This is a genomic window from Streptomyces sp. NPDC003327 (assembly GCF_053589515.1).
In genome coordinates, this window is the sequence record NZ_JBSFSA010000003.1 from 127,418 (window position 1) to 140,284 (window position 12,867).

General features: G+C 75.0%; 11 protein-coding genes. 6 read left to right on the plus strand and 5 right to left on the minus strand.

Annotated features, from left to right (window positions below; translation table 11 throughout):
* The first annotated feature begins 54 nt into the window (after nucleotides 1–54).
* Nucleotides 55–2,463 carry an HAD-IC family P-type ATPase gene (locus tag ACWDVG_RS03735; protein WP_451695834.1) on the plus strand — a complete coding sequence of 803 codons (2,409 nt, stop codon included), beginning with the start codon at nucleotides 55–57 and terminating at the stop codon, nucleotides 2,461–2,463.
* 18 nt (nucleotides 2,464–2,481) lie between these two features.
* Here ACWDVG_RS03735 and ACWDVG_RS03740 read toward each other — a convergent pair whose 3' ends face one another.
* The 3 genes from ACWDVG_RS03740 to ACWDVG_RS03750 all read right to left on the minus strand — a co-directional run bounded on the left by ACWDVG_RS03740 (nucleotide 2,482) and on the right by ACWDVG_RS03750 (nucleotide 7,089).
* Nucleotides 2,482–2,844 (minus strand): DUF1304 domain-containing protein, encoded by a 363-nt coding sequence (locus tag ACWDVG_RS03740; RefSeq protein ID WP_451695836.1) that lies wholly within the window; start codon nucleotides 2,842–2,844, stop codon nucleotides 2,482–2,484.
* Nucleotides 2,845–2,897: 53 nt separating this feature from the next.
* Nucleotides 2,898–6,023: a sacsin N-terminal ATP-binding-like domain-containing protein gene (locus ACWDVG_RS03745; protein WP_451695838.1), complete on the minus strand. Its 3,126-nt coding sequence runs from the start codon at nucleotides 6,021–6,023 to the stop codon at nucleotides 2,898–2,900.
* Between the two features lie 142 nt (nucleotides 6,024–6,165).
* A complete protein-coding gene (locus ACWDVG_RS03750) occupies nucleotides 6,166–7,089 on the minus strand; it encodes a DUF3027 domain-containing protein (protein ID WP_451695839.1) in 924 nt (307 codons plus the stop codon).
* A 536-nt stretch (nucleotides 7,090–7,625) separates the two neighbouring features.
* Here ACWDVG_RS03750 and ACWDVG_RS03755 point away from each other — a divergent pair.
* The 4 genes from ACWDVG_RS03755 (at nucleotide 7,626) to ACWDVG_RS03770 (ending at nucleotide 11,340) form a co-directional block, all read left to right on the plus strand.
* Entirely contained in the window at nucleotides 7,626–8,990 is a 1,365-nt protein-coding gene (locus tag ACWDVG_RS03755) for an MFS transporter (protein ID WP_451695841.1), read from the plus strand.
* Nucleotides 8,991–9,169: 179 nt separating this feature from the next.
* Entirely contained in the window at nucleotides 9,170–9,649 is a 480-nt protein-coding gene (locus ACWDVG_RS03760) for a DUF2771 domain-containing protein (protein WP_451695843.1), read from the plus strand.
* 7 nt (nucleotides 9,650–9,656) lie between these two features.
* On the plus strand, nucleotides 9,657–10,442 hold the full coding sequence (locus ACWDVG_RS03765; RefSeq protein WP_451695845.1) for a futalosine hydrolase: 786 nt from the start codon (nucleotides 9,657–9,659) through the stop codon (nucleotides 10,440–10,442).
* 46 nt (nucleotides 10,443–10,488) lie between these two features.
* Entirely contained in the window at nucleotides 10,489–11,340 is an 852-nt protein-coding gene (locus ACWDVG_RS03770; protein WP_451695846.1) for a 1,4-dihydroxy-6-naphthoate synthase, read from the plus strand.
* Nucleotides 11,341–11,352: 12 nt separating this feature from the next.
* Here ACWDVG_RS03770 and ACWDVG_RS03775 read toward each other — a convergent pair whose 3' ends face one another.
* Nucleotides 11,353–11,736 (minus strand): cold-shock protein, encoded by a 384-nt coding sequence (locus tag ACWDVG_RS03775; protein WP_352062313.1) that lies wholly within the window; start codon nucleotides 11,734–11,736, stop codon nucleotides 11,353–11,355.
* A 142-nt stretch (nucleotides 11,737–11,878) separates the two neighbouring features.
* On the opposite strand from ACWDVG_RS03775, the gene ACWDVG_RS03780 reads away from it, so the two are divergent.
* Nucleotides 11,879–12,157 (plus strand): hypothetical protein, encoded by a 279-nt coding sequence (locus ACWDVG_RS03780; protein ID WP_451695847.1) that lies wholly within the window; start codon nucleotides 11,879–11,881, stop codon nucleotides 12,155–12,157.
* Here the strand turns inward: ACWDVG_RS03780 and ACWDVG_RS03785 are convergent.
* Nucleotides 12,145–12,771 (minus strand): HAD family hydrolase, encoded by a 627-nt coding sequence (locus tag ACWDVG_RS03785; RefSeq protein WP_451695849.1) that lies wholly within the window; start codon nucleotides 12,769–12,771, stop codon nucleotides 12,145–12,147. The two genes, ACWDVG_RS03780 and ACWDVG_RS03785, sit on opposite strands and share 13 nt — an antisense overlap.
* Nucleotides 12,772–12,867 lie beyond the last annotated feature (96 nt).

Sequence of the window (12,867 nt, forward strand, 5' to 3'; positions counted from 1 at the left end):
ATCCTGCCCCTTTTCGGCGGGTGAACGGTCGGCTCCGGTCGTAACGTCGAAAACATGACGCAGCAGGCGAAGATCGACTCGGACGGCAGCGCGACCGCGGCGGCGGAGCCACCCGTCGTCCACCGCCCCGGCGGTCTCACCTCGGCCGAGGTCGCCGAACGCGTCGCACGCGGCGAGGTCAACGACGTACCCGTCCGCAGCTCCCGCTCCACCGCCGACATCATCCGCGGCAACGTCCTCACCCGCTTCAACGCGATCATCGGCGTCCTGTGGGTGATCATGCTCGTCGTCGCGCCGATCCAGGACAGCCTCTTCGGCTTCGTGATCGTCGCCAACACCGGCATCGGCATCATCCAGGAACTCCGCGCCAAGAAGACCCTCGACGGGCTCGCCGTCATCGGCGAGGCGAAACCCACCGTCCGCCGCGACGGCGTCGCCGCCGAGCTCTCCACCTCCGAGATCGTCCTCGGCGACCTCGTCGAACTCGGCCCCGGCGACAAGGCCGTCGTGGACGGGGTCGTCGCCGAGGCCGACGGCCTGGAGATCGACGAGTCCCTCCTCACCGGCGAGGCCGACCCCGTCGTGAAGCGCCCCGGCGACCCGGTGATGTCCGGGTCGTTCGTCGTCGCGGGCGGCGGCGCCTTCACCGCCACCAAGGTCGGCCGCGAGGCCTACGCCGCCCAGCTCGCCGAGGAGGCCTCCCGCTTCACCCTCGTCCACTCCGAGCTGCGCTCCGGCATCTCCACCATCCTCAAGTACGTGACCTGGATGATGGTCCCGACCGCGCTCGGGCTCGTCATCAGCCAGCTCGTCGTCAAGGACACCGACCTCAGGAACTCCGTCGCGCGGACCGTCGGCGGCATCGTCCCGATGATCCCCGAGGGCCTCGTCCTCCTCACCTCCGTCGCCTTCGCCATCGGCGTCGTCCGGCTCGGCCGGAAGCAGTGCCTCGTCCAGGAACTCCCCGCCATCGAGGGCCTCGCCCGCGTCGACGTCGTCTGCCTCGACAAGACCGGCACCCTCACCGAGGGCGGCATGGACGTCACCGGACTCCGTACGCTCGACGGCGCCGACGAGGCCTACGTACGGAAGGTGCTCGGCGCCCTCGGCGAGTCCGACCCGCGTCCCAACGCCAGCCTCCGGGCCGTCATCGACGCCTACCCCGCCGCCGAGGAGTGGCGCTGCACCGAGTCGCTGCCGTTCTCCTCCGCCCGCAAGTACAGCGGCGCCGCCTTCAGCGAGGGCGACGGCGAGGACTCCACCTGGCTGCTCGGCGCCCCCGACGTCCTCCTCGCGGCGGGGCACCCGGTCCTCGACGAGATCGACCACCTCAACGAGCAGGGCCTGCGGGTCCTCCTGCTCGCCCGTACCGTCCACGACCTCGACTCGCCCGAGGTCGCCACCGACGCCCGGCCCACCGCCCTCGTCGTCCTGGAGCAGCGGCTGCGGCCCGACGCCGCCGGCACCCTCGCCTACTTCGCCGACCAGGACGTCGCCGCCAAGGTCATCTCCGGCGACAACGCCGTCTCCGTCGGCGCCGTCGCCGGCAAGCTCGGCCTGCCCGGCGCCGACCACACGGTCGACGCCCGCCGGCTCCCCGCCGAGCGGGAGGAGATGGCGAAGGTCCTGGACGACAACGCGGTCTTCGGCCGGGTCACCCCGCAGCAGAAGCGGGACATGGTCGCCGCCCTGCAGTCCCGCGGCCACACCGTCGCCATGACCGGCGACGGCGTCAACGACGTCCTCGCCCTCAAGGACGCCGACATCGGCGTCTCCATGGGCTCGGGGTCGGAGGCCACCCGGGCCGTCGCCCAGATCGTCCTCCTGAACAACAGCTTCGCCACCCTGCCGTCCGTGGTCGCCGAGGGCCGACGGGTCATCGGCAACATCACCCGGGTCGCCACCCTCTTCCTCACCAAGACGGTCTACTCCGTCCTCCTGGCGATCCTGGTGGTCGTCTCCCAGGTCGAGTACCCCTTCCTGCCCCGGCACCTGACCCTGCTCTCCACCCTGACCATCGGCGTCCCGGCCTTCTTCCTGGCCCTCGCGCCCAACAAGGAGCGCGCCCGCCCGCACTTCGTCCGCCGCGTCATGCGGTACGCGATCCCCGGCGGCGTCGTCGCCGGCGCGGCCACCTTCGCCACCTATCTGCTGGCCCGCCACCACTACACGGGCCCGGACGCGCTCGCCGCCGAGACCAGCGCCGCCACCCTGACGCTGTTCCTGGTCTCCCTGTGGGTCCTCGCGATCATCGCCCGCCCCTACACGTGGTGGCGCCTCGCCCTGGTCGCCGCCATGGCCGGCGGCTTCCTGCTCGTCCTGGTCGTCCCCTGGCTCCAGGACTTCTTCGCCCTGAAGCTGGTGGGCGTGACGATGCCGTGGACGGCGGTCGCCGTCGCCGCGGCTGGCGCGACGCTCCTGGAGCTGTCCTGGCGGTGGGTGGACCGCAGGTTCCCGGCCTGACCCCCCGCCCCGGCGGCGTCAACCGGCGACGACGACCGCGGAGAGGGCCAGGGCGCCCGGCAGGGCCTGGGCGAAGAGGATGCGGCGGTTGGCCGTGGCCGCGCCGTAGACGCCCGCGACGACCACGCAGCACAGGAAGAAGATCGTGACGCGGTAGCCGGTGGGGTCGTCGGCGACGAGGCCCCAGACCAGACCCGCGGCGATGAAGCCGTTGTAGAGGCCCTGGTTGGCGGCCATGGCCGCCGTGTCACGGGCCATTTTCGCGTCGAACCCGGAGAAGCGGCGGCCCGGCCCCTTCTGCCACAGGAACATCTCCATCACCAGGATGTAGGCGTGGAGCAGGGCGACGAGGGCGACGAGGATGTCCGCGGTCAGAGGCATGGGGTCATTCTGCGGGCCTGAGCCCCCCGACCGGCGGCGACACCCACCGGGCTCTAGTCGAACCACCGGTCCCTGGCCAGTTCGGCCGTGCGCGAGGGGTCCTCCAGGAGCGCCGCGACCTCGAAGCGGCGCGGCCACTGACCGGCCGCCCAGGCCAGACCCGCGGCGACGCCCTCCAGGGTGGCGGCGTGCAGGACGCCGTCGGGCGTCCGGCGCCAGTCGAGGTCGACGCCCGCCGCCCGCAGCTCCTCGTGCTCGATGTACGACTCCGGGGTCGCCGGCCCGAGCAGCGCGTGCACGGCGGCCGGGACCTCGTGCTCCTCGCCGACGGTCGTGACCTCGGCCTCGACGGCCTCGCTCAGGCGCCGCACCTGGAACAGCTCCGCCAGGTCCGCCGCCCGGGCCGGGGAGACCGGCAGCAGCGGCAGGTCCCCGGCGAGCGGCAGGAGGTCGGGGGCGTCGGCGACGAGCGCCTCGGCCGCTTCCACGACCACCAGCTCGCCGTCGACGACCGCGCGCAGCTCGTCCGGCAGGGTCACCTGATCGGGGTCCAGGTCGGCGAGCGCCGTGTACAGGGCGTGCAGCTGCGGGCCGGTCACCTCGCGGTCCGGGTCGGCGAGGCGGCCCAGGAGTTCGGCGGCCCCGCCCGGCTCGTCGAGGAGCGCCGCCACCGAGGTGCGGACGCCGAGCGCCCGCAGGACCTGCTCGTCCTCGAAGCCGGTCGCGTCGGCGGAGTCGTACAGGCCGACGAGCAGCGGGTCCGTGCCGGCCGCGCGGAGCCCGGCGGGACGGCGGCCGTCCAGGACGGGGTGGTCGCGCAGCCACCAGGCGGTGTACGGGCGGACGGTCTCGGTCGTGCCGTCCGGGAGCAGCACCCGTACGGGCTGGGTCAGGGCGTCCCGCAGCGGCGGCCGCGCGAGGAGCGCGAGCGCGCGCGGCCAGGCGTCGTCGTCGACGAGGTCCAGGTCCCGCACCGCGACGATCTCGGTCGCCACCGGCGGCACCGGCGAGTCCGGGAGCCGGTCGAGGACGTCCTCGCACCACACGTCGACCGCGTCGAGGAGCCCGGCGTCGTCCGGCTCCGGGTAGTCGCCGTCGCGCGGCTCCAGCTCGTCGGGGTCGAGGACCAGGTCGGTGGCGCGGACGAGGGCGAAGGAGGCGAGGACCCCGCAGGCGGCCAGCGGCCGTTCGCCCCATCGGGCCGCCAGGTCGGCGTCCACGTAGGCCAGTTCGTCCTCGCGCATCACGGCCGCGAACGCCGAGCCGGGCAGCACCAGCTCGCCCGCCGGGGCGAGTTCGCCGTCCTCGTCGGGCAGCGCGAGCGCGCCCAGCCACGGCTCCTCGCCCGGGTCGAGGTCCGCGTCCCGTACGAGACCGAGGACGGCCTCGGCCAGCTCCTCCGCGTCGAGGGCGTCGGCGTCCTCGTCCCAGATCTCCCCCGCGTCGAGCGAGGCCGCGACCGCCGCCCGCACCTGAGGCGTGGTCAGGACCGCGCGCGGGGTGGCGGGCAGGGCGCCCAGCTTCTCCAGGAGGGGGTGGGCCGCCTCCGGGTGCGCCACCTTCAGGCCGAGCCGGGACAGCTCGGCCGGCGTCCGGTCCTGCGGCAGGAGGACCTGGCGGGGCCCGATCGTCGTCCGGCCCGCGTCCAGCGGCACCGGCAGGCCCGTGAGCCGGTCCGGGTCGACGCCGGCCAGCGAGTCGTACAGCCGCCACCACCACGACGGCGCCCGGTCCACCCCCGCGAGCCGGTCGACGGCCTCCGTCAGCGGCACCCGGCCGACGCCGAGCGTCCGCAGCTCGGGCCGCCGCTCCAGACCGGCGGGCAGCAGCGTCGGGAACACCTCGGCGAGGACCTCGACCGTCTCCGCCCCGGCGCCCTCCACGACCTCCGCCTCGATCGGCCGCAGCGCCGGAAGGTCCTCCGACGGCGCGGCCGGCGCCAGGAACGCCACGCGCGGCAGCCGGTCGAGGATCGCCTCCCGCAGGGCCCCGTCCAGCGGCCCCTTGCCGAGCGGGCCGGGCACGAGGTCGAGCGCCGCGGTCGTCACCGGCCGCCAGTCGGCGAGGAGTTCGGCGTACGCGTCGGCCGCCCGCTGCACCAGGAAGTCGGTCAGCGGGCCGGGCGCCGGGTGCCGGCGGGCGGTGTCCAGCGGCAGCGACGCGATGAGCAGGGCCGGGATGCCGAGCGGCTCGTCCGTCGGGGTCGGCGCGTGGACGACGGGCGTGGTGCGGGGGTAGCGGGGGGCGCCCTCGCCGTCCACCGGTACGGCCCAGGTCACCGACCAGTGCGGGCGGAGCCGCTCCTCGACCGGGCGGCCCTTGAGGAGCTCCGGGTCGAGCGGTCCGGCGTGGGAGACGGTGCGCCAGCGGTGGGTGCCGGAGGCGGTGTCCTCGATCCGCACGTAGCCGTCGTCCTCGGACCGGCGCAGGGTCCGTACGCCCTCCGGCGTCTCGACGACGATCTCGGCGAGGCCCGGCAGCGTGAGGAGCAGCGCGTCGTCGACGGAGTCGAGCAGCCGCTCGGCGAGGTCACGGGCGGCGGCGTCCCGCAGCGGCAGGACGACGACCGTGTCGTACCCCTCCGGGGCCGTGCCCTCGGCGGGCAGCGGCAGCCGCAGCAGCGGTACGTGGCCGTCCCTGCGGCGCAGTTCGTCGCCCAGGCCCGGGCTGTGCCGGGCGGCGTCGGCGGCCAGTTCGCGGGCCTCCGCCAGCGACCAGCGGACGCCGCCGTGCCGGCCGAGGAGGGCGGGCTCGTCGCTGACGGCGAGGACGGCGGCGAAGCCGACGCCGAAGCGGCCCACGGCACCCGGGCCCTGCTCGCGCTTCGCGGAGGCGCGGAGCGTCGACAACGACTCGACGCCCGTGGCGTCCAGCGGGGCGCCGGTGTTCGCGGCGGCGAGAGCGGCGGGGCCCTCGTGGTCGGCGGGGTGGAGGGTGAGGCGGAGCCGGCCGGTGACACCCGCCCGGTGGGCGGCGTCGGCGGCGTTCTGGGCCAGCTCGACGACGAGGCGGTCGCGGTAGCCGCCGAGGGCGAGGTCCTCCTCGGCGTTGGCGTCCTCCCGGAAGCGGGCCGGGGAGGCGCCCCAGGCGTCGAGGACGCCTCGCCGGAGTCGCGCCGTGCCGAAGGGATCGCTTCCGTCGGTCGTCGTCCGGACGCTGACGCTCACGTCTGACTCCACTCTGCGGGACGTATGGATGATGCCGGTGCCCGAAGGTACCGCGCCCGCACGCCTCCCCCGCCGGGCCCCGCACCCGGCGTGCGGCGCACACCGTCGCCGGGGACGCGCGCCCGCACGCCCTCGGGGGGGTGCCCGTAGGGGGTCAGGAGTGGCCCAGGTCCTCGGAGGTGTCGTCGGGGTCCGTCGTGGAGCCGGAGTCCTTCGACGGGCGGAGCGGGAACGCGTCCGCGGCCATCGAGTCGAGCACCGGCGGCGCGGGCCGCGGCGGCTTCGGCATGATCGCGGCCTCGGAGTGGCCGCCGCAGCCGTACGCGAGGGAGACGACCCGCCCGTCCGCCGGGGAGAACTCGTTGGCGCAGACGCCGAACGCCTGCCGCAGCGAGCCCGCCAGCGGCACCAGGAAGGCGCAGGACTCGCAGGACGCGGGCGCGGCCTGCGCCATGGGCGTCTTGGCGCCGAACGCCTCGTCCCAGCGGTCGGCCGCGACGTGGAGACCGTACCGGGAGAGGACCCGGGCCCGCCGCATGCCGAGTTCCTCGGCGACGGCGCCGATCGCGCCGCGCGAGGGCGCCCGCTGGGTGATCTCGGCGTCCTCGGCGTCGAGGTGGTCCGCCATCTCCTCGGAGACGGCGGAGTTGGGCGGCGGCGCGTCCTCGCCGGTGTAGCCGGGTTCGAGGCGCAGGTCGTCCTGTTCGGTGGGGAGCAGGTCGCCGGGGCCCATGTCGCCGGGGCGCAGCCGCTCGCTCCACGGCACCCACTCGGGGGCGAGGAGGGCGTCGGCGCCGGGCAGCAGGACGGTTTCGTCAAGGGTGACGTTCTTGGCGCGGGAGGCGCGCGTGACGGTGACGGCCCAGCGCCAGCCGCGGTAGCCCGGCTCGTGGGACTCGAAGAAGTGCGTGACGACCCGGTCGCCCTCCGCCACGACCCCGACGTGCTCGCCGACGATCCCGGGCGCGGCAGCCTCCTCGGCGGCGGCCCGCGCCAGGTCTACGGCCTCGGCGCAGAGGCGGTCGGGGGTACGCGTGGCTCGCGGGGTACGCGGGGTTCGCGTCGTCGCAGCACTCACAGGTCTCGCTTCTCTCCTACGCCGTCTCACGGGTGCGCCGGCCGAGGAGCGGGAGCGAGGCCCCGGGCGGCGGGCGGAGCGGACCTGAGGGCCGCATCGACGTCCGCACCCGACCTGTCTCGCGCGTCTCGGGCACACCTATCGTCATCCATTCTGCGGGATGCCGAAGAGGCGCGCGGCCGAGAGCAACCGCCGGTGGCGCGCTACGCACGCTACCCCGTTCGCGGGCCGCCGCCCACCTGCGCGCTCCAAGTGGCCCGGATCGCGGACCTCGCGGAAGGGCTCCGACGGCCTGCCGTACGGCTTCGGGGAGGCCGCCGCGAGGCTTCGGGAAGGCCGATGCGAGGCCGATGCGGGCCCGCCCGGAAGCCGCCACGAAAGCCGATGGGCCCTGCCGGGAAGCCGCCGCGAGGCGGACGCGAGCCCGCCGGGAGGGCGGCCCGCGCCCGTCGGAGGGGGTGTCCGGGGGGCCGGCCGACCCGCCGTGGTCGTCGCGCAGCGGTTCGTACCCCGTGACTGTGGGGCACTATGACGGAGTGGCAGCCGCACGGTCCCCCGCACGATCGCATGATCATGCCGGGCCGCTCCACCGAGCGGGCCGGGCGGTCGGCCGTGCCCTGCACCTGCCGTTCACGGGCACGGCGAAGGGCATCCGCAAGGCCACGCACGCGCACGGCGCGGGCGAGTCGGGGCTCGGGAAGCTGATCGAGCTGCACGCCGTGAACGGCGCCGGGGACGTCATGATCACCGTCGCCCTCGCCTCCACGGTCTTCTTCTCCGTGCCGACCGACGAGGCGCGCGGCCGGGTCGCCCTGTACCTCGCCATCACCATGGCCCCCTTCACGCTGCTCGCCCCGGTGATCGGCCCGCTCCTCGACCGCATCCCGCACGGCCGCCGGGCCGCGATGGCGGGGGCGATGCTGACGCGCGCCGTCCTCGCGATCATGATGTCGGGGGCGGTCGCGACGGGGGGGATCGAGCTGTACCCGGCGGCGCTCGGGGTCCTCGTCGCCTCCAAGGCGTACGGGGTGGTGCGCAGCGCCGTCGTACCGCGGCTGCTGCCACCGACGTTCTCGCTCGTGAAGGCGAACTCCCGGGTGACGCTGGCCGGGCTGCTGGCCACCGGGATCGCCGCGCCCGTGGGGGCGGGGCTGCAGATGGTCGGGCCCGGCTGGCCGCTGTACGGGGCGTGCGCGCTGTTCCTGCTCGGGGCGTTCTGGGCGTTCCGGATGCCGCACAAGGTGGACTCGGCGAAGGGCGAGCGGCGGGCGCACCTGCTGACGCACGGCGAGAAGAAGCCGAGCCTGCGGACGGTCGGCCCGTCGGTCCTGCACGGCCTCCAGGCGAACGCGGCGCAGCGCATGCTGTCGGGCTTCCTGATCTTCTTCCTGGCGTTCCTGCTGCGCGAGCACCCGCTGTCGGGGCAGAGCGCCGCCGTGTCGCTCGCCGTCGTGGGCGTGTCGGCGGGCGTCGGCAACGCCTGCGGGACGGCCGTGGGCTCGCTGCTCAGGGACCGGGGCCACGGGCCCGAGGTGATCATCGCCACGATGATCACGACGGTGCTGGGGACGGCGATCTGCACGGCGGTCTTCTTCGGCGGCCTGATGGTGGCGGTGCTCGGCGCGGTCGCCGGCATCACCCAGGCCCTGTCGAAGCTGTCCCTGGACGCGCTGATCCAGCGGGACGTGCCGGAGCTGGTGCGGACGTCGGCCTTCGCCCGGTCCGAGACGCTGCTGCAGATGGCGTGGGTGGTGGGCGGCGGCATCGGCATCGCGATGCCCCTGAACGGCTCCGCGGGCATGGCCGTCGCCGCCGGCATCCTCGGCCTCGGCGCCCTCCTCGCCGTCCGCGGCCTGCTCTCGGCGGCCCGCCGGGCCCCGGGCGCGGCGAAGGTGACGTAGCGGCGCGGAGGCGGCCCGGTCGTGGTGTCCGCCGGGCGCACGGAGGGCGGGCGGTGGGCCCGGTCGTGCTCTCCGCCGGGCGGACGGTGGGCCCGGTCGTGCTCTCCGCCGGGCGGACGGTGGGCGGCACGCCGTACCCCCGCGTGGCGTGGGGCGGGCGGCCCGATAGCCTTCGGCTCATGACCGTTGCGTACTTCTCCGGCTCGCGCCGCCGGGCCGCCGTCGCCCTCGGGGCCGTCTCCGCCGGGCTCCTCGTACTCTCCGCCTGCGACAAGCCGACTCCGCTCGCGACCGTGACGGTCGGGACCGACTCGATCCACTCCGAGGCCGCCTGCTACAACGACGGCGAGGCCATCAAGGAGTCGCAGATCCAGCAGTGCCTCAACAAGAAGGCCGAGAAGTCCATCACCGTGGCGATGGACGACAAGATCCGCTTCGGGGTCGACCCCGAGATCGCGGACAACGGCTGGACCATCTTCCTCGGCGGCCAGCAGGCCGAGCCCGAGCCGTACAAGAAGACGTACCGGACGATTCCGGCCAGCGCCTTCTTCTCCAGCCAGACCGGCGAGGCGACCGACACCACCCAGGTGACGATCGTCGAGAACACCGGCAAGAAGCTGACCGGCATCTGGCACTTCCAGCTGAAGAAGGAATCCTGATCCTCCGGTGTCCCACCGGACGCGCATCCTGATCGTGACGGCCGTGGCGGCGGAGGCCGACTCCGTCGCCGCCGGCCTCGCGCCCGGCGGCCCGGCCGAGGAGGTCCGCCTGCCGGGCGGCCGCCTCTCGCTGCGCCGCCTCTCCCCCGGCCCGTCCGGGGCCCGCTTCGACGTCCTCGTCGGCGGGGCCGGCCCCGCGGCCGTCGCCGCCGCCACCGCCACCGCCCTCGCCGCGGGCACCGGATCCGCCCCCGGCGCGCCCGCGTCCCCGGCGTACGGCCTCGTCGTCTCCGCCGGAATCGCCGGCGGTTTCCGGCCACTCGCCCCGCTCGGGTCCGTCGTCGTCTCCCGGGCCGTCGTCGCCGCCGACCTCGGGGCCGACACGCCCGAAGGGTTCCTGGCCGTCGAGGAGCTCGGCTTCGGCCGCTCCGCGCACCCCGTGCCCGACGCGGTGACCGCGCCGATCGCCGCCGCCCTCGCGGCCGGCGGGGTGGCGCACACCGTCGCGCCCGTGCTGACCGTCTCCACCGTCACCGGCACCGCCGAGCGGGCCGCCGCACTGGCGGAGCGTCACCCGGGGGCCGCCGCCGAGGCGATGGAGGGCTTCGGCGTCGCCGAGGCCGCCGCCGCCCACGGGGTGCCCGTCGTCGAGATCCGGGCCGTGTCGAACGCCGTCGGGCCGCGCGACCGGGCCGCCTGGCGGATCGGGGAGGCCCTCGACTCCCTGCGGCACACCTTCCAGCTGCTCGGGGGCGTCCTGCCGGCCGGGCCGGGCACCGCGGGCCCGGCATGACCGTCGAGCCCCCTCCCCGCCACACCGTCCTCGTGGAGGCGCACGCGTGAAGCTCAAGATCGCCTACTCCCCCTGCCCCAACGACACCTTCGTCTTCGACGCCTGGGCGCACGGCCGCGTGCCGGGCGCGCCCCGACTCGACGTGACGTTCGCCGACATCGACGTCACCAACGGCTGGGCGGAGAGCGGCACCGACGACCACGACGTCCTGAAGGTGTCGTACGCCGTGCTGCCGTGGATCCTCGACGAGTACGCGCTGCTGCCCTGCGGCGGGGCGCTCGGCCGGGGCTGCGGACCGCTCGTGCTGACCCGGACGGCCGGGACGGGGGCGGACCTGGCGGGGAAGACGGTCGCCGTGCCGAGCGAGCGCTCGACGGCGTACCTGCTGTTCCGGCTGTGGGCGGCCGAGAGCGTGCCCGGCGGCGTCGGGGACGTCGTCGTGATGCCGTTCCACGAGATCATGCCCGCCGTCCGGGACGGCAAGGTCGACGCGGGGCTCGTCATCCACGAGGCCCGCTTCACCTACGGGAACTACGGGCTTCACTGCCTCGCCGACATGGGCGAGCACTGGGAGTCGACGACCGGCCTGCCGATCCCGCTCGGCGCGATCGTCGCCCGCCGCTCGCTGGGCGCCGAGACGCTGGAGCGGCTCGCCGACGCGGCCCGCGCGTCGGTGCGGATGGCCTGGGACGACCCGGTCGCCTCCCGGCCGTACGTGCTGGAGCACGCGCAGGAGATGGACCCGAAGGTGGCGGACCAGCACATCGGTCTGTACGTGAACGAGTTCACCGCCGACCTCGGCGAGCACGGGTACGCGGCGGTGCGCGGGCTCCTCACGCGCGCCGCGGCCGAGGGGCTGGTGCCGCCCCTCGGCCCGGACGCGCTGTCGTTCCCCTGACGGGGACGGCTCCTACACGTCGAGCTGGTCGGCGACCGCCCGCAGCAGGCCCGCGATCTTCTTGCCGTGCGCCTTGTCGGGGTAGCGGCCCCGCTCCAGGGAGGGCGTGATGTTCTCCAGGAGCGTCGTCAGGTCCTGCACGATCGACGCCAGTTCGTCGGGCTTGCGCCGCTGCGCCGCCGCCACGGACGGCGTCGGGTCGAGGACCGTCACGGAGAGCGCCTGGTCGCCGCGCTGGCCGGCGACCACGCCGAACTCCACCCGCTGCCCCGGCTTCAGCGCCTCGACACCGGCCGGGAGCACAGAGGAGTGGACGAAGACGTCACCGCCGTCGTCGCGGGAGAGAAAGCCGAAGCCCTTCTCGCTGTTGAACCATTTGACCTTGCCGGTGGGCACGTCCGTCCTCGTCCTCGTACTCGTCGGTGGGGATGGCAGACAGCGGGTCGACCGACCCGCCCGGCACCAAGGCTAATGGTCCGAAGGCCGGTGACAAGACGCCGCCGAAGTGTTCCTACGGCCTGGGAACTACCCTGGCGGGATGCGTAGTGAAACCCCTGCCGCACCGGCGGACGACAGCGCCCCGGGCGACGGACTCGTCAAGGCCGGTGTCGTCGTCTTCGCCGTCGGCGCACTGGCGACGCTGGTCACCGTGGCCCCGCTGTTCCTCGGCACGGACCCCTTCCCCACGATCGCCTACTGCGTCTCCATGCTCATGGGCGTCGGGTTCCTGCTCGCCGGCGCCGGGGTGCTGCGGTCCATCGCCGCCCAGCGCCGGCAGGCCCGTACGGGCGCGGCGGCCCCGCCTCAGGCGAGGTAGCCCTCCCACCACGGGCGGAAGTCCGTCAGGTCCGCGAGGACCACGTCCGCGCCCGCCGCGCGCAGCTCCTCCGGGGCGCACGGGCCGGTCGCGACGGCCACCGAGAGGGCGCCCGCCGTGGCCGCGCCGCGCACGTCGCCGACGTGGTCGCCGACGTACACGCGGGCGTCGTGGGCGCGCAGCGCCTCCGCCTTGCCCTCGGCCCACAGGCCGCCGACGACGGCGTCCGGCTCGATGCCGAGGTGGGCGAGGTGCAGCTCGGCGTGCGGGCCGTTCTTCGCGGTGACGACGATCGTCCGGCCGCCCGCCTCGCGCACGGCGTGGATCGCGTCCCGGGCGCCCGGCATCGGCGGCGACGGCTCGATGGCGTACTCGGGGTAGAGGGCGCGGTAGCGCGCCACCATCTCCGGGACGTGCTCCGCCGGGACCCAGTGCGCCATCTCGTGGTCCAGCGGCGGGCCGAGACGGCTGACGACGAGGTCGGAGTCGACGGGCACCCCGTACGCAGCCGAGAAGGCCTCCCAGGCGGCCCTGATGCCGGGGCGGGAGTCGATGAGCGTCAGGTCGAGGTCGAACCCGACGGTCGGCGGGGCGGCGGAGAAGGGTGACGTCATGGGGGACATTGTGCCCGGGTGTTCGAATACGCCCCCTGCTTAGACTGACTCAGCCAAGCCTTGCCTTGCCCGCCGTGACCGGTGGGGGCCGGGCCC